The organism is Paradevosia shaoguanensis, assembly GCF_016801025.1.
In the GTDB taxonomy this organism is placed as follows: domain Bacteria; phylum Pseudomonadota; class Alphaproteobacteria; order Rhizobiales; family Devosiaceae; genus Paradevosia; species Paradevosia shaoguanensis.
The window spans coordinates 4,309,363-4,329,518 of record NZ_CP068983.1 but is presented as its reverse complement, the minus strand read 5'-3'; the positions used below and the strand labels follow the sequence as shown (position 1 = coordinate 4,329,518).

Below are 20,156 nucleotides of genomic sequence, written 5' to 3'. Positions count from 1 at the left end.
CGATGCCCATCAACCTTCCCGATTACGCCTTCATCCAGAGCGGCGTCGATCCCGACCTCGGCATTGCCTCCGCTCGCTCCGAAGGCGGGCTTATCATCACGTCTCGTCGGGCCGACCCCTTCTGGGCGGGACCGATGACGACGCGGCCGCTCTTCGCGCATGGCCCCCGTAATGAACATGCCGACTTCCGGGCGTTCCTGTCGCGCTGCGTAGACGAGAACTTGCGCGTCGACTTCGTTCATCCCCGCCATCGGTTCCCGCATGCCTATGATGCGGCATCCTGGCCGATGGCTGGCAATGCGGAACTGGTCTCGGTGCCGAACCTCCGGACCATCGTGCTGCGCGATCTGGTGGAGGGCATGACACTCCAGCGGGGTGACCGGCTTTCCATCGTGCAGGGCGATATCGTCTGCCATCGCTGGGTAGCGGCGGACCTGACGGTGACGAGCGCCATCACCCAGGTCGTAGAAGTGACGCCGCGCCTCCCGATTGGCGTGGTCGCCGCCGGCGCCACCGTACTGCTCAAGAACCCGAAAATGCGCTTCATGATCGTTCCCGGCACCTGGGATGACAAGGAAGTGGCCGAGGCCTCGCCGATCTCGTTCGAAATCATGGAGGCGTTGCGGTGAAGATGTTCGCCCCCGAGACGGCGGCGCGGTTTGCTGCCGGCGAGGTTGATGGCATCGACGCGCTGACGCTGGTTTTCGACAGCGGCATCGTCAATGTCGCGATCGGCGTGCGCGGGCAATTCACCTGGGATGATCCCACCATAGGAGAACAGACCTTCTATGGCGCCGGCGCGCTGACTGCCCTCGATGTGCCTGAGAATGCCCTTGGGCCGGAAAGCCGGGCGATCACTGCGCGGCTCTTCGAAACCTACATGGTTGAGGGCAGCGACATCCCGGTCAACGTCTTCGACGACGGCGTGCGCGCCACGATCGATGAAGAGCAATGGGAGGGACGCACCGCGATCCTCTCCATCTTCTGGCTCTCAAAGGACGGCGTGCCCATCGAGCGCGAGCAGGTCGCCGTTCGGCAGATAGACGCCATGCCGCTCGATTGGGACGAGGAAGGCAATCCGGTGCGTTCGCTGATCCTCGAAGAGCCCGACATTGCCCAGCGCGAGATCGAGGGCAAAACCAGCAATGCCGAGTTTCAGGCGCTGATCGACCCGACCGACAGGGCTTTCGAGCATGTCGGCACGACCAAGAACCAGAAGATCAATTTCGGCAAACGCCCGGAAGAGACCATAGGCTGACCATGTCCACACCACCGACCTGGAGAACCCCGCTGGTGCGCCGGCAGGGCTGGGAAAACGCATTCGTCGAAACGGTCGAGCGCCACATGGCGCAGCCGTTCGCCTGGGGCGTGTCCGACTGCCTGATCGTCCCTGCCGACCTCTGCAAAGCCATGTGCGGAAGAAACCCGCTGCCGTCGCGCCTGCGCCGCTATCGCACCGAGCGTGGTGCCATGAAGCTCATGCTCTCGCTCGGCTTCCGTGATGTCGAGGAAGCTCTGGCTGCCACCTTCCCGCCAGTGGTGCCGCTGCTGGCGCGCCGCGGCGATTGCGGGGTCTACGAGCAGACCATTGAGGGCAAGCCCTGGTTCTCAACGCTCATTGTTCTCGGCGACGGTTCCGCCCTCGGCAAAGGCCCGAGCGGTCCCGTGCGTGTGCCGGTTCATCGTCTCAAGTCCACCTTCGCCATAGGAGCCCGGTGAATGGCCTTCGTCGCCCCGCTTCTTGGGAATATTGCCCTCAACCTCGCCATCGGTGTCGGCGCGTCTCTGCTCGCCAGTGCACTCAGCCCGCAACAGAAGAACACGCCTCAGACGCTCTCCACCTCCAAGGGCTTTTCCTTCGAGATGCAGGTGGGCGAGGGCGCGCCAGTTTCCGCTGTCGTGGGCCTCGGTCGGGCGCGTGGCCAGCTCGTCTATGTCAACGAATACGGCACCGACAACGAATACCTGCAACTGGTGATCAAGGTCGGCCACGGCTGGCACGAAGGCCTCGAAACGCTCCTCATCGACGAAAAGCCCATGGCGCTGGTCGGCACGAACGCTGATCCGCGCGGCCGGTCGGTGGCGCAGTTCACGCGAGGTGGTGTCCCATACATGTGGGTCAAGGCATACAATGGCGCGCCGGGCCAGGCTGCCGACCCCGAGCTGATTGCGCGCGCCAATCCCGCCGGCCGCTGGACGGCCGCCCACAAGATGACGGGCTGCGCCTACCTCATCATCACCTCCCGCTACGATCCGGACTTCTACGGCTCGACGCTGCCGCTTTCCGGCTCGGTCTGGCGCGGGCTCCGCCTCCTCGACTGGCGCCAGCCCGGTGCGGTCTGGGGCGACCAGTCCACCTATGTGTGGACCCGAAACCCGGCCGTCATCCGCTACAACTATCGGCGCGGCATCTTCGTCAACGGCGTCAAGGTGCTGGGGCAGGGGTTCTCCGCCTTCGCCAACGACCTCGCTGGCTACACAGCAGCGGCGAATCTCTGCGACGAGGATATCTACGAGCCCGTCACCAACACGACCTTCAAACGCTACGAGTTCGGTCGCGAGATCGGCGACGACGAGGAAAAGCTGTCGGTTCTCACCGAGCTTGATGCCGCCTATTGCGGCTCGAGCTTCAAGCGCGGTGGTGCCGACGTGCCACTGCCAGCGCAGCAACTGGTTTCGGTCATGACGCTGACCAACGGCGACCGGCTGCGCGGCCATCCAGTACGTGCCGATCGCAAGGGCACCGTCAGCAGCAAGAAGACCATGTGGCATGGCCAGTTCGTCTCGGCCGATGTCGCCTGGGGCCTGGCGCCGTTCACGCCGCGCATCAATACCGAGCTGGAGAGCGTGTTGGGCGGGCGTCGGGCGATAGCCCTCGACCAACCTTTCGAATACCTCCAGACCCGGGCGCAGGCCCGTGCCGAGATCGCACTTCGCCGCCAGTTCTATGCCGGTACTCGGGTTGAGACCTTCACCCCGAAGGCCTTCGCGCTTGAGCCCGGCGATTGCATCACGCGCGTCTGCGAGTGGGGCAGCGTGCTGATGGTGGTCGAAAAGGTCGAGCCGATCGAGCATCGCCTCGGCGTGACCGTCACGCTGTCCGAATGGAGCAACACGATTGTTCCGGCCAGTGGCGACAGCTTCGTGACCCTACCGACCGAACCCGGTGCCGGCCCAGCGAACCCGGATCGCACCATCGCTGTCTCGGGCCTCTCGGTCGTGCCGTTCCAGCGCGCGGGCGGCGGCGCAGTGCATCCCTTCGCCCGGGCGACGTGGACCCAGATCACCGACCCCAATGTCGACCAGGTGATGATCCGGCTATGGCCGGCCGCCGGAAGCGAGGCCAACGACAAGCAGGACTTCTTTGCCAGCGCTCGGCTCTCCAGCACCTTGCTGCTCGGACCACTCCAGGCCGAGACGGATTATACCGGCTATGCCATCCCGATCCGCAGCGACGGCCGCGTCACGGTCAAGACCAACCTCTTCACGTTCATTTCGGGCAGCGAGACTGTGCCGGCCGAGGTGCCTGACGGTTCGGTGGGACTCGAAAAGCTCAACGATGAGCTGAAGAATGCCCACGGTCTCATCACCCGCGAGGATCTTCTAGGCTCAGTTCCCGACCGCCTGGCGCAGCTTGAACAGGACCAGTTCAACCTCGCCAATGGCCTGGGCGATGTCAGCGACACCAGCAAGCGCGACGTGCGGGTACTCAAGGCGCAGAGCGGCAGCAATGCCGCCGCCGTCATCGAGGAGCGCAAGGCGCGCGTCGAGGCCGACGCTGCCAATGCCACGCTGATCCAGGAGACGATCGCCAAGCTTGGAACTGCCGTCTCCGATGCCTTCTTGCGCTTCGACGTGCTCGCCTCGGACAACCTGACCTATGCCGACATCGCGGTGATGGGACGGATCGGTGAGGCCGGTGAGATCATCGAGAGCGGCATTCGCATCCATCTCGAAGTCGTCGGCGGGGTGCTCACATCCCAGATCGCTCTGTTGGCCCAGAAGCTGGTCATCACCGATGGCGTTCACACGGCCGAGGCGTTCCGGTTCGACGCGGTAAACGGCCGGCTGGTGCTCAAGGAACTGGCCGTGGAGCGCGTCACCTCGCTCGACCTGACCAGCCTCGTCATTGATGGCGTCAATCCGGAAATCACCTTCACCGGAGCCTGAGATTGCCTTTCACCTACATGGAGGATGGCGGGAAGTGCCTTATGATCGGCGACGAGATGGCCATCTGGGACGAGCCCGCCAGCGGCGACAAGTTCGCGCCCTACAAGCATCCAGAGCAGCACCTCGATGCCGTCTACTTTCACTCCAAGAACGACTACTACGCCGAGGCGGCTGCGGCCTCGGTGCCGGTCACTCACGCGGCCTATCCGGCTTCGGCACCATCGACCTGGGCCAGCGATGTCTATGGGCTGATCACCATCACGCTCTATCCCGACACCTACACGGCAAGCCGCGTGCTGCTGACCCACAATCTCGGTTATGTGCCGAAGTTCCTCATCGCTGACGAGAACTACAACGAGCTGCCAGGCTCGGCTCCAATCCAGTACGCCAACAATGAACAGGGCGGGACGCGTTTCGTTCGGCACTATGCCACCATCACCCAGATCGTGCAGGTGGAGTATGTGGTCCCCGGTCTGGGGGCGATGCCGTCACTCAACAAAACCTATCGCGTGGTCGTGTTCCGCAAGCCCCAGGCCGACCCCTCCAAGCCAGTCTTTCAGACGAGCCGGGACGGCAACGTCCTCATCGCCGGCCGAGGCAAGGTGAACTATTCCGAAAAGCACCTGCGGCTCGCTGAGACAGGCGAGACGGCGTTCCACATGCCGACCGAACCCGTCTATGACATCAACAACGGCCAGGTTCGCTATGTGCGCTCGGGCGGCTTCTGGATCGAGAGCGTCACCGTGCGCGGCGCCACGGTGGTGCGCTACGGCGGCAGCCTGACCAACGTCGACTATCTCAGCGTGGTGGCGTGATGGCAGTCCCGAGGTTCAGCTTCAAGGCCGGGCGCGCGCTCATCCAGGATGGCACCCGTACCGTTCTCGATACCGCTGCCAAGAGCTTCAACGCGGTGCCGGGTGCGGTCATCACCATCAACCCTTTCACGCTCTCGTATCCGGACTTCAACAACAAGAGCTACCGCTACCTGTGGGGGCGCGGCACGATTCCCGGCGATGCATTCAACCGGGCTTACGAGATTTGCCGCTCGCTGGCCAAGGTGAACCAGGAAGAGACGACGCTGCCCAATATCGACCTGGGCGCGTTGCCGCTGGGGACCGACTTTCTGGAAACCCGCGTCAACCTGACGCGAACCATCACGCCGGCCGCTTCCTGGGGTTCGATCAGCCCATCTGAGCCGGGGCTCTATGCGTGGCCCTCCGAGATCATCCAGGGCCAGTGGATGCAGCTCATCGGCAACTCGATGATCGCCGAGCGCGGGGACAACTGGGCGCGGCTCTTCGAGATCGTCATTGTCTCTCAGCTGGACGGCACAGGGGAGGTGATTGCCAAGCGCGCCGTTCTTCGGCGTCGGCAGACGGTCGGGGCGCTCGGCTTCGAAACCGGCCAGATCGAGGCGAAGGCGAATGTCGCAAGTGGTGCTTCCTCTCCGCAGCTGCGCGAAGGCGACGGCAATCACTGCAGCTTTGTAAATTCCTACAACTACGCCTCGACCTATATCGGCGTCCTCGAAATCACCCCCTGCTCATATCGGAGTGGCCCATGACCCGCATTCTCTCCGGCACCGCTGCGGTGCTGGCCGGCTCCCGCACCGTCGCCTTCACGGGAGCCCCGCTCAGCGATGCGAACTGCCCCGAGGATGGCAGCGTCGTGCTGGGTGGCGCGTCCTACTTCATCGCCTCGCGTACCGACACCAGCCATTTCGAGCTGACCCGTGACTATGAGGGCGTCGACGGCACGGTTTCCTGCGAAATCGACCCGCTCAACGCCAATGCCATCAACCTTGTGAAGGTGGCGCGCTCGATTACCGAGTACAACGCCAAGCTCGCCCTGACCGACGCCTACGGCAAGGGTCTGTTCTACGAGTGCGCTGGTCTCTCCGGCGCCAACGATCCGGGGCCGGGCAAGCTCGCGCGCAATGCCGCCGCCTGGGCGGATACCACCGAGATCTACATGGATGTGCTCGACTACGGCGGGCACGAGCAGGGCGCGCTGATCGACCTCGCCAAGGCCGGCACGGTCTATATCGTCCGAAGCATCGACACGGGCGCCTATGCCGCCTTCCTGCTCTCGGCCAGCCCCGAGAATATGGGGCCGGATGAGTGGCGCAAAGTGACGCTCGAATATGTCGATGGCGACGGCATCATCGGCGATGGCGAACTGGTGGCCGTCGAGTGGAACCGCTCGGCCGAGGGGCTCAAGATCGACTTTGAGGACGTGTTTACCGGGCGTGCCGCCTATGATGCGGCAGCGGGCGGCTTCATGTTTCTGTCGCTCGACGGAGCGGACGGAGCTGGCGCCCCAGCCGTGCTCTATCGCAAGCGCAGTGTCGCTGCCGGGGACTGGAGCCCGCCCATCCCTTACCAGGGTCCTAAGGGCGACAAAGGCGATCCTGGTCCCTTTACCGAACTGACCTTCGGCCCCGTGACGACGGTTCCCTATGGCCAGCCGGCCGCTGTTAGCGCAGTCATCATCGATGCCGACACAGTGAGGCTCGACTTCTCCATCCCCGCCGGCCAGGACGGTGCTGGCACGGGCGACATGGTGGGGCCAGCCGGTGGCGTGACGGACGGCGCTCCGGTTCTCTTCTCTGGCGCGGGAGGCAAACTGACCAAAGCTGGTGCATTCGCCTCGCAGTCGGATGCCGAGACCGGAACGGATACTACCAAGTTCATGAACGCGCTGCGCACCGCGCAGGCTATCGCTGCCGCTCCGCGGCAGGCGGGTTCTCTCGTCCAGATGGTGAAGTCCATCACTATCTCGGCGACGACGATATCCTCGACGATGACCCTCACCGATACGACGCCGACCAATACCAACGGCACCCAGGTCATGGCCGTGGCTATCACGCCCAGGAAGGTGGGCAACAAGATCAGGGGTACGGTGAACATCTGGGGCGGCGCAACAGGCGTCCTGAACCTAATCGGCATGGCGTTTGTGGACAACGCCGCCAATGCGCTGACGGCCCATGCTCAGACGGTTGCCGGCGCCTATGCCGAGCAGCTGACCTTCGAATTCGACTTCACCGTCGCTACCCTGGATGCCCGGACCTTTGCCGTCCGCCTCGCCGTCAGCGGCGGCAGTTTCACCCTAAATGGCCTTTCGTCTGGCCGCCTCTGGGGAGGCGTAGCTCAATGCTCCATTGCCCTCGAGGAGATCGCAACATGACCTACACCTTTATCAGCGCCCGCTTCGCCAATGCGGATCACACGTCGGCAATTGCCATGACGGCAGAGGCGGCAGAGATCGCGCTTTCGCCCATCGATACGCCGGATGATTGGGCCGACCTCCTCGCTTGGGGAACGCCCGAGCCCTTCACGACCGGTGACCTGCCGTACAATCTTTACCGCTCGGTCTTCATCCGACGAATGTCCGAACAGGAGGTGCAGACCATGGAAGCCGTCCTCCAAAATCCAGCCACGCCGGCCAAGCTGCGCATGATGTTTTATGCCGTGGATTACTTTGTGAGCGATGATCCGCTGTTCGTTCAGTTAAATGGCGCTGTCGCCGCCGCGCTTGGCCAGCCGCGCGCTGACGAGCTGTTGGCGGCGGAATAGGACTAGGGTCCAAAAGAAAACGCCGCGACCCGTCATGTTCGCGGCGAAGTGGTGTCAGGAGCCCCGTTGTGGCGCATGCCACAGCGCATGCGTGCGGCTTCACGTCAATCAGGCTCGATTGCCGCCGATGTTCTCTAGTACCAATATGCCATCATGAAGAATATCCAGATCATCGACGGCGCTACAAATGCCACTTTCAGCGTGTTCCAGGCGACGGTGGAGGAGTTCGACACGATCTTTCCGGACGGACGCGACATCGAATTGGTCGAAGACCTGATCGACCGACTTGGGGAAGACGCTGCAGGCGCGGTGTTGGCGCCTCTCTGGGACCGCCCGATCCTCAAGCGCGATGCGCTCGGCATCCACGGCACCCTGTTCTACGACAACGAGGATCGGCGAGACCACATTCCGTCGTCAAAGCGTGAAGTCGATTGGGATAGCGGCTCAGTCAACCAAGCTCAGCGAGACCTGTTCGCCAAGCATCGCTAATTTGTCCACGCCGCCAAGAGCGTCCTCGTCTCAGAACCGGTAGATGAGGCCGGCGCCGAGCATGTGGATGTTAGAGGACAGCGTAGCGAAATTGCGATAGTCGGATGGCAACATCCTGAGGAACGTGTACTGCCCGCGCAACAGAATGTGCTCTGTCAACCGCGCGTCTATGCCCACCCCGGCCGTGAGGCCAACGTGCATTGCGTCAGCGTACATGTCTGCTAGTGGCAGCTGATTCACTGGCTTGTTCACGTACCAATAACGACTGTCAATCGATCCGGGGCCAACCGAAACGCCAGCGAAGGCAAACGGCAGCATATCGTCTAAGGGGATGCCAATAGAGCCGGTGAAGGAAACCGCGGGCCGGGATCGATACTCATGGCTGTAGAACGAGGTGTTGTAGAACGATCCCTCCAGGAGAAACCCAACGTCTCCTAGGCTTAGCGCAGCCTCAATGCCTCCGACGAACTCTCCGATCGGAGCGCGGTATCCGGCAATGGCACTGAGTGTGGCCCCTCGCTCGGCGGTGCTGCCGCCGCCCTCAACTACCATTTGCCCAACAGCCCCATTGGCAATGACGCCAGCGTAGAAACCCGACCATTGGTCAAGTTCTGCTGCCGGCGTTTGGCCTACTCCCAAGCAAACCAACGCCGCCGCGATCAGTGTAATTGTTCGCATGCCCAAGCCCCCATTTCGAATGCGAATAAACGCGTTCGATGGGTACGGAGTCAATGCTCGCCGCCCGCCCATATGCCGGTCGGTTTTCCTTTCACACATCACAGGAGGCCTATCACATGGCCAAAGGTAATCTGCCAGCGGTGCTGGCGGAAACGCTCGCCTATGAGGGCGGGTGGTCCGATCATCCCCAAGACACCGGCCGCGCGACCATGAAGGGAATTACGCTCGCCACGTACCGCCGCTATCGCCCCGGTGCCACCGAAGCCGACCTGCGAGCCATTTCCTCGACCGAGGTCGAAAGGATCTACAGGGATGGCTACTGGAACCAGGTGCGCGGTGACGATCTGGTGCGCGGCGTCGACCTGACGGTGTTCGACTACGGGGTGAACAGCGGCCCCGCTCGATCCATCAAGGCATTGCAGCAGGTGGCCGGTGTCGGCGTCGACGGCATCATGGGGCCTGCCACTGTCCTTGCCGCACGGGGTCTGCCGGCGCGTGACCTCATCAAGCGCGTGAATGCCAAGCGGCTCGGCTTTGTCCAGTCGCTCTCCACCTTCGCCGTGTTCGGCAAGGGCTGGTCCCGACGCATCGCCGCCATCGAGGCAACCTCGCTCTCGTGGGTATCGACCAAGCCCCAGCTCGAAGCTGACGCTAAGGATGCTCGCACGACGGCGCGGACGCAGGCGGGCGGCGCCGTGGTCACCGGCGGGGCAGCTGCCGCCGACCAGGCTCACCACCTCTCCAGCCTCCCCGTGGGCGTCGTTATCGCGGTCGTCATCGTCGTGGTCGGCATCCTCATTTTCCGCGTCGTCATCAACTCTCAGCGGGCCGCCGCGCTCGCCAAGGTCGCCAAGGAGGCCTAGCCATGCACTATGTATGGGATTTCATCGTTCGCTGGCGCACGCGCCTCTTCAACGGCATTGGCGCTTTCCTGGTGCTGGTCGCGCCGTTGCTGGGTGCGCCCGAGGTGCAGGCGATAATTCCGCCCAAATATCTGCCCTACGTGATCGCTGCCGTCTTCGTCATCAACGTCTGGATGCGCCCCCGCGTGGCGGTCCGCGCCGATGATCCCGAGGCCGAGGTTTCCCGGCTCCGCAAGATTGGCGACGACTTCACCGGGGAGCAGCTCTAATGGATTGGCTCTTTGGCATGGTCCGCAACTTCCTGCTCGGCTGGGTTCCGGGCTGGGCATGGTTCATCGTGGGGCTTGTCGTGCTCGGCTGGGTCTGGCGCACTTTCGGGTGGCAAGGGCTGGTTGGCGCCGCCCTCGCCATCCTCACCCTTGGCGCCTATCGGCAGGGCTGGCGCGATCGTGGCTCCGGCGGGCCGCCCAAGGTGCCACCGGCAGACCTGCCGACATTCAAAAGCCCGGCCGAGGCCGTGAAGGCGGCAGAGCGCCAGACCGGCAAGCCGCATACCTATTCCAGGCGCTGACCATGACCCAGAGCGAAGCGCAACGCATGCTCCTCGAGATGCTGCGGGGGCTCAAGGAAGACATCGCCGAGGAGCGCGACGCCTCGCGGCAGAGCAGGGCGGCGATGCGCGACCGCATCGAGGACGTAGCTGATCGGCTATCTCACATTGAGGCGACGATTGCTGTCGCCGGTGCGGTTGATGTTCAGGTACGCAGCGAACTTGACGCGCTGCGTACCTCGATCGAGGAAAACCGAGCGGCTGTCCAGCCAACCGTTGACGAGTGGGCCCGAGTGAAGCTCATGGGCCACGGTGTTGTATGGACGGTCGGGATTGCCGGCGCCGCGTTTGGGGCGTCGGCGTGGTGGTTCTGGGATCAGTTAGTCGCGACTGTCCGAGCTTTGCTGCGGTGATAAAGATGACACGATTAAGATCGCCCCATCATCGTCTCCACATACCGCATGGCCAATGCGAACATCGGAGGTATTGGTCTCTCTCCGCTTCGAAAACATGAAATTAGTCGGCGAGATGCACCAAGAAGGGACGCCAGCGCTTCCACACTCAGGCCAACCTCCTCACTTATCCGTATGAATTCTCGTGGGCTCATCGCGTTGTTGGGAAGCCGAAGAATGCTAGACACCGCAATAGCGAGATCTGGCTGCCAGACTAAGGAGCGTCCCTCGTCTCCGACTTCAACGGAGTGGAATAGCTGGTCGTCCGTCCTCAGTGGCAGCATACTCCTCCGGTTTTTTATCAGAGGAGTGAGGTCGTGTGTGCTGATCGATCGGTCTGCCCACTGTATTTCGACGCATCGTTTGTCTAGAGGAGTAACGCGCTCTATTGGGGAAACACCAAACATTTCCGCAGTACCTCCGTTAAGATGACGAAGGAAAAAGTGCATCCTATGCCGATTATTTGGAATCGGTAGAAACCCGTATTTGTGGTCAGGATGGCCAAATGAGGCCACGCTTTCGCATCTCTGCTTCAATCACGGGCAACCAACGTTTGTCATCAAAGCTGGGGTTGTGAAGCACGCGGTGAGCATGCACTAGCTGATGATTGGTCAAATCCTCGACGCGATCGCGCCGCAATAGATAGTCCGTGTGAACTTCAATCGAGATCGGGTCGTCGTGGTCGGGTTCATCATCATCGGGGGGGAAGTCGGCAGGCAACATGGCGCTCCCGGGACAAAGGCTGCATGCCTTAATCGATTACATATCCGAGAACGTTGGCGCTTTGAACTAGATCAAATTAAGACGCGGGGCGATTTTTATTACCGCCCCGCTAAGTCCTTATCGAACCAAGAAGATACGCATCAAATCGGCAGTGTTTTTTGCTCCTAACTTCTCCATGACCCTTGAGCGATGCACCTCAACGGTCTTGGGGGAGATACCAAGACGGCGCCCTGCCTCTTTGTTGGTCTGACCTGCCGCGATCAAATCGAGTACTTCCCGCTCTCGGTTGGTCAGGTTGAAGAAGGTCGGCAGAGGGGCGATGTCCAAGCCAAAGTGTGGTCCGGACCCAACGCACTGCATGATGCTTCGGACCATACGGTCAACGTCATAGGGTGCCACGATGACATCGGCCGCCCCCATACGGACAGCCCGCACTATGGAGTCGATGGGTGGGCTGTGCGCGAACATTATGACTGAAGTGCCGATGCGTTGTTCTGCGATAGCCTTGAGCACGTCCAAACCGTGCCCGTCTTCCAGGTTGAAATTCACCAAGGCGACATCGGGTGGTCGCGAGTTTGATAGCCAAAGCGCATCTGCGGTGTGAGAGCATTGCGTCTTGAAGCCTTCGAAACGCAATAAAGTCGTCAGGGTCTCGCAGGTTCTGACGTCGCTATCTAGGATGTGGATCAGTCGATCAGAGTTCCTGATCCATCGTGTGTTGCCTCTCTTCATTTTTCCCTCCTCGACCAAGGAGTGTGACGAATTGAGCCTCGGTCGAATCGCGGAATAAGAATTAGGCAAAATAAGTACGTTATCCAATCAAATAATCGAAGGTTCTGCTTTTGAATTCTAATTGGTAATATAAGCTGACTTTATTTGTGTTGGCACAAGTGTATTGTGGCGGGGGAACGCGAGAAATTCTTGATTAGTTGGGTGAAGTTTTTAGGCGGCGCCTAACTAGTGCGGCTTTTGGTTTCTGGTTTCCATCACCTTCCGGACCCTCTCCAGGGCTTGCTCATCTTTGACCGACCGCCGTCCATAGATGGCGGCCAATGCGACTGCTTCAATGTGGTAGTTTAGATGCGCATCCAGCCGTTCGTTGGATAGGCGCGCGAGTTGTCGTTCGGTCTTCATCTTGGCTCCCTTTGGATGCCTCGATCTCATCGCGAGCCGAGCTTTCGGTCCATTGGGATTTCTGACGATAGCCATTGCCTAGAGCAGCTTCATGTCCCGGAACGAGGTGTGGCCTGCCTTGGCGATGACGACGTGATCGTGCACCCTGATGTTCAGGTGCCGGCATGCTTCGCTCAGCGTCTGGGTGATCTGAACGTCGGCCGCCGAGGGCGCGGGGTCGCCCGATGGGTGGTTGTGGACCAGAATGATGGCGGTTGCGCCCAGGTCCAGCGCGCGCCGGACTACCTCTCTTGGATAGACGGGGGTGTGGTCGATCGTGCCACGTTGCTGCACCTCGTCGGCGAGTAAGCGGTTTTTCTTATCGAGGAAGAGGATGCGGAACTGCTCGACGCGTTCAAACGCCATCGTGACATGCAGGTAGTCCAGCAGCTCACCCCAGCAGCTCAGTATCGAACCAGTGGGCGTAAAGCGGGAACTAGCGTATCGCTCCGCAAGCAACCGAATGCTGGCCAAATGGTCTGCGATGCGCGCGTCGAGACCGGGGAGGGTGAGCACCTGGTAGGAATTCGCGGCCAGCACTTCTGATAGCGAGCCAAATCGCTTCAGCAACAACGTGGCTGTCGCTGCCGCTTCGGCGCCGCTGATCGGCTCTAGCGCGAAGGCCAGGATGTCCGAGTCCGCAATTCGATCACTCGTGAGGTTGATCCCCTGCATCGTGCCGCCCCCAACACTATGATGCGCATAGGATCAATTGCCGGTCGCAGCATTACCATCGGGGAATACCCCTAGCCGCTCCGGTTATCCCCAGGCTGCATCTTTGAACCACGTCTAGGTTTCGAGCGTTGGTGTGGGGTGCGGAGGTGCCCATGTCGAAGCCCGCGAAGGGTGACAAAGTTCTTATCGAGGCCGAGGTTACGCGAGTTTCCGATGATGGGGCTGAGGTTACCGTGCGGCTTCCGCACTACGGCTACCCTGTGACTCTTCCCGTCAACTCGATCATCCTAAAGCCGGTTCGTTGATCGTCTCGGTCGATGACATCTGGACTCCTTGTTGCGAGCAGGGATAGAACAAAAAGAGAACAAACGCCCTGAACCTGAACCCGCCATGTCCCACGCAGAGCTTATCGCTGCCACCAATTTCTCATTCCTCCGCGGCGCCAGTCACGCCTTCGAGATGGTCGCGCAGGCGGCGACGCTGGGTCTGTCCGGCATTGGCATATGTGATCGAAACTCGCTCTCCGGCGTTGTTCGCGCCTACTCGGCGGCCCGCGACCTGGCGAAGGACTTTCCGACCTTCAAACTCGTCGTGGGGGCGCGGCTCGTCTTCGCCGATGGCACGCCTGACATTGCAGTCTATCCCTCCGATCGCGAGGCATACGGCCGCCTCGCGGCACTGCTGACCCTCGGAAACCGCCGAGCGCCGAAGGGCGAATGCCACCTTGAACTCCAGGACCTGCTCGACCACTCTGACGGTCAGCTTATGATCGTCATCCCCGATGCGGACCTCGACCGAGCGGGCGCTACTGCTTCCTGGTTGTCTCGCTCGGCGTCGGGCAGAGTGTGGCTGGCGGCGGCCTGCCGATATGGCGGGGAAGACCGAGCGCGGTTGGCGCAGCTGGCCGAGATCGCCGCGGCGGCCGAGGTGCCGCTGCTTGCGACCATGGATGCGCTCTACCACGAGCCCTCCCGCAGCCGGATTGCCGACGTCCTCACCTGCATCCGGGAAGGCGTCACAATCTTTGAGGCAGGCCAGAAGCTGTCCGCCAACAGCGAGCGCCACATCAAGTCGCCGGCCGAGATGGCCAGGCTCTTTCGTGAGCACCCGGATGCCCTGGCGCAGTCCCGGCACATCCTCTACCGCATCTCGTTCTCCCTCGATCAGCTCCGATACATCTACCCCGAGGAGACCGTCGGCAACGGAGAGACCGCCCAGCAGACCTTGGAGCGCCTTTCCTGGGAAGGCGCCGAGCGGCGCTATCCCGATGGCATTCCCGAGCGTGTGCGAAAGGGTCTGGCGCACGAGCTCGAACTCATCGCGGAAATGAAGTACGCGGCCTATTTCCTAACTGTCCAGGATATCGTTCGCTTCGCGCGCCAGGAGCGCGGCATCCTTTGCCAAGGTAGGGGATCGGCTGCCAATTCCGCGGTGTGCTTCTGCCTCGGCATCACCGAAGTTGACCCCATGCTCGTCGACCTGCTCTTCGAGCGGTTCGTTTCGACGGAACGCGACGAGCCGCCAGACATCGACGTCGACTTCGAGCACGAGCGGCGCGAAGAGGTGATGCAGTACATCTATCAGAAGTACGGGCGAAGCCGTGCGGGGCTGACCGCCAACGTCATCACCTACCGAACAAAGGGCGCCATCCGCGATGTCGGCAAGGTCTTTGGGCTCTCCGAGGACATGATCACTTCGATCTCCAGCACCAATTTCGGCTGGGGACGGATGGATATCACCGACGCCCGGTTGCGCGAGGCCGGGATGAACCCTGATGCCCGCGTTGTCCGCATGGTCCTGGCGATCGCCACTGAGATGTACGGCTTTCCGCGGCACCTCGGTCAGCATGTCGGGGGCTTCGTCATCACCCGCGACCGTCTTGATCAGCTGGTACCCATCTCCAATGCTGCCATGGAGGATCGGACGGTCATCGAGTGGAACAAGGATGATCTCGACGAGCTCGGCATCCTCAAGGTCGACGTGCTGGCTCTGGGCATGCTCTCGTGCATCCGTCGGGCCTTCAACCTGCTACGGCAGCACTATGGCCTGTCGCTAACGCTAGCGACCGTGCCGTCCGAGGATCCTTGCGTCTACAAGATGACCCATCGCGCCGATACCATCGGCGTGTTCCAGATCGAGAGCCGGGCGCAGATGTCGATGCTGCCCAGGCTCAAGCCGACCGAGTTCTACGACCTGGTCATTGAGGTGGCTATCGTGCGCCCCGGGCCCATTCAGGGCGACATGGTGCATCCGTACCTCAAGCGCCGGCAGGGGCTGGAGCCGACGAGTTACCCGTCGCCCGAGCTCGAAAATGTGCTCAAGAAGACCTATGGCGTGCCGCTCTTCCAGGAGCAGGCCATGAAGATCGCCATAGTCGGTGCCGGATTCACGCCTGGCGAGGCCGACAAGCTGAGGCGCGCCATGGCCACCTTCAAGCGCACCGGCGGGGTCGGCGTGTTCCGAGACAAGTTCATCGCCGGCATGCTGGAGCGAGGCTACGAGCGGGATTTTGCCGATGCCTGCTTCAAGCAGATTGAGGGCTTCGGCAGCTACGGCTTCCCGGAGAGCCACGCCGCCTCGTTCGCGCTTCTGGTCTACGTGTCCTGCTGGATCAAATGCCACTACCCGGACGTCTTCGCCGCGGCGCTACTCAACAGCCAGCCCATGGGCTTCTACGCCCCGGCTCAAATCGTCCGCGACGCGCAGGACCATGGCGTTGACGTCCGTCCCGTCGACATCAATCTCTCCGACCTCGAAATCGTCATGGAGAAGTCCAACCAAGCCGGTGTGGGTATCGCGGCGCGTCACGCCGAGATGGAAGGCGATATCTGGGGCAATATGGGCATCCGGCTCGGTTTCAACCTGGTGAAGGGCTTGAGGACCGAGCATGCGAATCTGATCATTGCCCGGCGTCGCGGCGGTTATGACAGCGTGCGCGATCTCTGGCTTCGCACCGGCCTGTCGCCGTCAGTGCTGGAGAAGCTCGCCGACGCTGACGCTTTCCAGTCCCTGGGGCTCTCCCGCCGCGATGCGCTGTGGGCCATCCGTGGGCTCATCGGCGAGCATGGAGCCGAGACGCTTCCGATCTTTGCGGCTGCGGGAGTGGACGGCGACGACATCACGGGCGAAAGCAAGCTGCCTCCGATGCTCCTTGGCGAAGAGGTCATCCACGACTACCGGGCGCTCTCGATCTCGCTCAAAGCGCACCCCATGAGTTTCTTGCGCGAGGACCTCGGCCGCAGGCGCATCGTGCAGGCTGATGAACTGCGCAACGTCGATCCGGGGAGGTGGGTGACTGTAGCCGGCCTGGTGCTGGTGCGGCAGCGCCCGGGAACGGCGAGCGGAGTGATCTTTGCGACGCTCGAGGACGAGACCGGTGTGGCCAACATCATTGTCTGGCCCAAGACCTTCGAGGCCAATCGCCGAACCGTTCTTGGCGCACGCGTCATGGCCGTGCGCGGACCTCTGCAGCGTGAGGGCTTGGTCGTTCACGTGGTCGCTAAGGAATTCATCGATCTTACCGGGCAGATGGTAGCGGTTGCCGGCGGCTTCGACGTCGGCATAACGGCCGACAATGTCGATGAGCGCAGGGCACGGGAGCGGCAGCAATACCTCGACCTGCAGGCCAAGCAGATCGCTGACGCCTTGCCGTCCGGGCGCAACTTCCACTGATGCCATGGGCTCGATCCGCACCCTGCAGGACTTCCACGAGACCGGGCGAGCCATCCGCGCTTTCTGCTCGCACTACTACGTCTGCAATCACGACGCACAGCTTCGGCTTGATCTGCTGGCCATCCGACTCGGCTGGAGCTTCGATTTCTACCGCGGCCGCGACTATCTCGCGGGAATGCTGCGCTGCTCGCTATGCGGGTGGCGTTTTCCGGTCTTCGCTCTGGGCCACGCAAATGCGCCGCCGGGTTTCGCCGGCTCGCACGGGACTGGGACCGTTCCACTCTCCCAGGATCAAATCATCGCCATGCAGCGCGCCCGTGAGGCAAACAACGCGGGCGAACTGCCCTGGGTGGGCGTCAGGAAGGGAGGACGGAAGTTCGGCCGCTAAAATGGGGCTTCGGCTGGGATGTCCGAGATCATCCGCGAGAATGGCTGGGAAGGACCTGATCTGATCGCAGATGACCTCGCCGAGCTGAACCAAGCGACCAGGCTCCGTAGCGGAGACGCGATAGAAGCAGCTAAGATGGCGGAGTGGAGGGCTCTCCCCGGGATGAGGCCTCATTCGGGAACGAACATCGTCCCGCTAAATTCTGACTCCTATCACAGCATAGGAGGCTTGGATGACGGGCGAAGCAAAGCGCCCCGTTGGGCGCGGGTTTGGGTATTGGGCAAGCCTTATCCTTGCAGCGATCCTCATCGTTGTCGGGTTGCCGCTTCTCTTTGGCGGCGTTTGGCTCGCTTTACTGGGAGGCTCCTGGTACTACGCCATCGCAGGGCTTGGCGTGATAGGAAGCGGCGTGCTGCTCTTCATGGGGCGGCGCTTAGCGGTTCTCGTTTATGCCGTAACCTGGCTTTTCACCCTCGTCTGGGCGCTGTGGGAAGCCGGGCTCGATGGTTGGGCACAGGTGCCGCGCCTAGTCGGGCCGACAGTCCTGCTGGTCCTCGTCCTTTTGACCATCCCTGTACTGCGGCGGCGCGACCCGCAACCTTTGCGCTGGAGCGGTACAGCCACCGCAGCCGCCAGCTTTGCGGTCTTGGCGATCGGTATCATGACCTTGTTGCCGACGCTCGCCCAGCACAATCCGGCTTTCGCGCAGACACCACCTGCCGCAACGCCGACGCCGCCTGCTCCCACAAATCCGCAACCCCAGCCTGAAATAACGCCTGCACTGGCCAATGCGCCCTTTCCCCAGCAACCGGAAGCAGCGGCCAAGGACTGGCCGGCCTATGGAGGCACGCAATTATCGACGCGCTATTCCAGCCTCGACCAGATCACCCCCGACAATGTCGGCAAGCTCAAGGAGGTCTGGACCTACGAGACGGGCGACATGCCAACTGAAAAGACCAAGGACAAGTATTCTCCGGAAACGACGCCGATCAAAGTCGGCGACACTCTCTATCTCTGCTCGGCCACCAATATCGTTCTCGCCGTCGATGCGGCGACCGGCAGGGAGATCTGGCGTTTCGATCCGCATATTTCCATGGACTCGATCCCCTACGGCGCCAGCTGCCGTGGCGTGTCCTATTACAAGAACCCTTCCGCCGCGCCGAATAGCGCCTGCGTCAAGAGCATCATCGAAGGCACGCTCGACGGCCGCCTGATTGCGGTTGACGCAGAAGACGGCAAACCCTGCGAGGATTTCGGCAGACATGGTGAGGTCAACCTGCTCGAAGGCATCGGCCACACCGTTCCCGGCTGGTATTCGGTGACGGCGCCGCCGGCGATCGTGCGCAACGTCGTGGTTACCGGCGCGCAAGTGCAGGATGGGCAGGCAGAGGATGCACCGTCCGGCGTCATCCGTGGCTACGATGCCGTTTCCGGCAAGCTGCTTTGGGCCTGGGACATGGGGCGGCCCGACCAGACCGGCGCGCCGGTTGCCGGTGAGACCTATACGCGCGGCACGCCCAATATGTGGACCGCCGCCGCCGGCGACGACGCGCTCGGCCTTGTCTACCTGCCGCTCGGCAATTCGTCGGTCGACTATTTCGGCGGTAACCGCAAGGATTACGAGAACGAGTTCTCGAGCTCGGTCGTCGCCGTCGACGTGACCACGGGCAAGCCGGCCTGGCACTTCCAGACCGTGCACTACGACGTCTGGGACTACGACCTCGGTTCGCAGCCGACCTTGGTCGATTTCCCCACCGACAAGGGCAACGTGCCGGCACTGATCCTGGCCTCCAAGCAAGGCCAGATCTACGTGCTGGACCGCCGCACAGGCGAACCGCTGACCCCTGTCGAGGAGCGCAAGGTGCCGGCGGGTGGCGTCGAGCCCGACAAGATGTCGCCGACGCAGCCGTTCTCCGGCTACGCCAACGTCGTGATGCCCGACGTAAAGGAATCCGACATGTGGGGCATGAGCCCGCTCGACCAGCTCTGGTGCCGCATCCAGTATCGGCAGGCCAACTACCAGGGTCCCTATACCCCGCCGTCAGCCGACAAGCCGTTCCTCGAATATCCGAGCTACAATGGAGGCTCGGACTGGGGCAGCGTCGCCGTCGACCCCGATAACGGCATCCTCGTCGTCAACTACAACGATATGGTAAATTACGACCGTCTCATTCCTCGCGAGGAGGCCGACAAGCGTGGCTGGCGGCCGATCGATGCGCTCGGCGGCCCCAATACGGGCGAGGGCGAGGGAGCCGTACAGGTCGGTGCCCCTTGGGCTGTCGACCTTAATCCCGGCTGGAAGGTGCCGTTCACCGGCATGATGTGCAAAAAGCCGCCCTATGGCGGTATCCGGGCCATCGATCTCAAGACCGGCAAGACGCTCTGGGACCATCCGTTCGGCGATGCCCGCGCCAATGGCCCGTTCGGCCTGCCGAGCTTCCTGCCGATACGCATCGGCACGCCCAACAATGGCGGCGCGGTGCTGACCAAGGGCGGCCTCATCTTCATCGCCGCAACGACCGACAACCTGCTGCGGGCAATCGACATCAAGACCGGTGAGGTCAAATGGTCGACCTCGCTGCCCGCCGGCGGCCAGGCCAATCCAATGACGTTCGAGGTGGATGGCCAGCAGGTGGTGGCGATCTTTGCGGGCGGCCATCACTTCATGAAGACGCCGGTCGGCGACGACTTGGTCGCCTATGCGCTCCCCAAGGATGCAACGAAGTAGAATGAAAAGCCGGCGGTAAA

At 62.1% G+C, this 20,156-nt stretch carries 21 protein-coding genes; 16 read left to right on the top strand and 5 right to left on the bottom strand.

The window, feature by feature from the left end; genetic code table 11:
* The first annotated feature begins 2 nt into the window (after positions 1-2).
* The 9 genes from JNE37_RS20950 (at position 3) to JNE37_RS20910 (ending at position 8,234) form a co-directional block, all read left to right on the top strand.
* On the top strand, positions 3-629 hold the full coding sequence (locus tag JNE37_RS20950; RefSeq protein WP_203064695.1) for a hypothetical protein: 627 nt from the start codon (positions 3-5) through the stop codon (positions 627-629).
* Positions 626-1,258, top strand: a complete 633-nt coding sequence (locus JNE37_RS20945; protein ID WP_203064694.1) for a hypothetical protein — start codon at positions 626-628, stop codon at positions 1,256-1,258. Before JNE37_RS20950 ends, JNE37_RS20945 begins: the two co-directional genes overlap by 4 nt.
* 2 nt (positions 1,259-1,260) lie before the next feature.
* Complete coding sequence (locus tag JNE37_RS20940; protein WP_203064693.1) at positions 1,261-1,719, top strand: DUF6950 family protein; 459 nt, start codon at positions 1,261-1,263, stop codon at positions 1,717-1,719.
* The gene (locus JNE37_RS20935) at positions 1,720-4,170 is read left to right on the top strand and encodes a phage tail protein (RefSeq protein WP_203064692.1); all 2,451 of its coding nucleotides are present in this window, start codon (positions 1,720-1,722) and stop codon (positions 4,168-4,170) included.
* 2 nt (positions 4,171-4,172) lie between these two features.
* Positions 4,173-4,985 carry a hypothetical protein gene (locus JNE37_RS20930; RefSeq protein WP_203064691.1) on the top strand — a complete coding sequence of 271 codons (813 nt, stop codon included), beginning with the start codon at positions 4,173-4,175 and terminating at the stop codon, positions 4,983-4,985.
* Positions 4,985-5,734: a hypothetical protein gene (locus JNE37_RS20925; protein WP_203064690.1), complete on the top strand. Its 750-nt coding sequence runs from the start codon at positions 4,985-4,987 to the stop codon at positions 5,732-5,734. Before JNE37_RS20930 ends, JNE37_RS20925 begins: the two co-directional genes overlap by 1 nt.
* Positions 5,731-7,356, top strand: a complete 1,626-nt coding sequence (locus tag JNE37_RS20920) for a hypothetical protein (RefSeq protein WP_203064689.1) — start codon at positions 5,731-5,733, stop codon at positions 7,354-7,356. Before JNE37_RS20925 ends, JNE37_RS20920 begins: the two co-directional genes overlap by 4 nt.
* Entirely contained in the window at positions 7,353-7,745 is a 393-nt protein-coding gene (locus JNE37_RS20915) for a hypothetical protein (protein ID WP_203064688.1), read from the top strand. The genes JNE37_RS20920 and JNE37_RS20915 overlap by 4 nt, the downstream gene beginning before the upstream one ends.
* 153 nt (positions 7,746-7,898) lie before the next feature.
* Positions 7,899-8,234, top strand: coding sequence for a hypothetical protein (locus JNE37_RS20910; RefSeq protein WP_203064687.1), 336 nt, complete (start codon positions 7,899-7,901; stop codon positions 8,232-8,234).
* A 30-nt stretch (positions 8,235-8,264) separates the two neighbouring features.
* On the opposite strand, the gene JNE37_RS20905 is transcribed toward JNE37_RS20910, so the two are convergent.
* Positions 8,265-8,912, bottom strand: a complete 648-nt coding sequence (locus JNE37_RS20905) for an outer membrane protein (protein ID WP_203064686.1) — start codon at positions 8,910-8,912, stop codon at positions 8,265-8,267.
* Between the two features lie 116 nt (positions 8,913-9,028).
* Here JNE37_RS20905 and JNE37_RS20900 point away from each other — a divergent pair, with 116 nt between their 5' ends.
* Genes JNE37_RS20900 through JNE37_RS20885 form a run of 4 tightly spaced genes read left to right on the top strand, consistent with a single transcriptional unit; the run spans position 9,029 to position 10,738 of the window.
* A complete protein-coding gene (locus JNE37_RS20900; RefSeq protein WP_203064685.1) occupies positions 9,029-9,775 on the top strand; it encodes a glycoside hydrolase family 108 protein in 747 nt (248 codons plus the stop codon).
* 2 nt (positions 9,776-9,777) lie between these two features.
* Positions 9,778-10,044 (top strand): hypothetical protein, encoded by a 267-nt coding sequence (locus JNE37_RS20895; protein WP_203064684.1) that lies wholly within the window; start codon positions 9,778-9,780, stop codon positions 10,042-10,044.
* Positions 10,044-10,346, top strand: a complete 303-nt coding sequence (locus JNE37_RS20890) for a hypothetical protein (RefSeq protein ID WP_203064683.1) — start codon at positions 10,044-10,046, stop codon at positions 10,344-10,346. Before JNE37_RS20895 ends, JNE37_RS20890 begins: the two co-directional genes overlap by 1 nt.
* A gap of 2 nt (positions 10,347-10,348) precedes the next feature.
* Complete coding sequence (locus JNE37_RS20885; protein ID WP_203064682.1) at positions 10,349-10,738, top strand: hypothetical protein; 390 nt, start codon at positions 10,349-10,351, stop codon at positions 10,736-10,738.
* Positions 10,739-11,269: 531 nt separating this feature from the next.
* Here JNE37_RS20885 and JNE37_RS20875 read toward each other — a convergent pair.
* From JNE37_RS20875 to radC, 4 genes are all read right to left on the bottom strand, one after another.
* Positions 11,270-11,500, bottom strand: coding sequence for a hypothetical protein (locus JNE37_RS20875; RefSeq protein ID WP_203064680.1), 231 nt, complete (start codon positions 11,498-11,500; stop codon positions 11,270-11,272).
* Between the two features lie 117 nt (positions 11,501-11,617).
* Complete coding sequence (locus JNE37_RS20870; protein WP_203064679.1) at positions 11,618-12,232, bottom strand: response regulator transcription factor; 615 nt, start codon at positions 12,230-12,232, stop codon at positions 11,618-11,620.
* A gap of 225 nt (positions 12,233-12,457) precedes the next feature.
* Positions 12,458-12,634, bottom strand: coding sequence for a hypothetical protein (locus tag JNE37_RS20865; protein ID WP_203064678.1), 177 nt, complete (start codon positions 12,632-12,634; stop codon positions 12,458-12,460).
* A gap of 78 nt (positions 12,635-12,712) precedes the next feature.
* Positions 12,713-13,348, bottom strand: coding sequence for a RadC family protein (gene radC / locus JNE37_RS20860; RefSeq protein ID WP_203064677.1), 636 nt, complete (start codon positions 13,346-13,348; stop codon positions 12,713-12,715).
* Between the two features lie 390 nt (positions 13,349-13,738).
* On the opposite strand from radC, the gene JNE37_RS20855 reads away from it, so the two are divergent.
* The 3 genes from JNE37_RS20855 to JNE37_RS20845 all read left to right on the top strand — a co-directional run bounded on the left by JNE37_RS20855 (position 13,739) and on the right by JNE37_RS20845 (position 20,136).
* Positions 13,739-17,020, top strand: coding sequence for an error-prone DNA polymerase (locus JNE37_RS20855; RefSeq protein WP_203064676.1), 3,282 nt, complete (start codon positions 13,739-13,741; stop codon positions 17,018-17,020).
* A gap of 4 nt (positions 17,021-17,024) precedes the next feature.
* A complete protein-coding gene (locus JNE37_RS20850; protein WP_203064675.1) occupies positions 17,025-17,408 on the top strand; it encodes a hypothetical protein in 384 nt (127 codons plus the stop codon).
* Between the two features lie 232 nt (positions 17,409-17,640).
* Positions 17,641-20,136, top strand: a complete 2,496-nt coding sequence (locus tag JNE37_RS20845; protein WP_203064674.1) for a membrane-bound PQQ-dependent dehydrogenase, glucose/quinate/shikimate family — start codon at positions 17,641-17,643, stop codon at positions 20,134-20,136.
* The last annotated feature ends 20 nt before the right edge of the window (positions 20,137-20,156 follow it).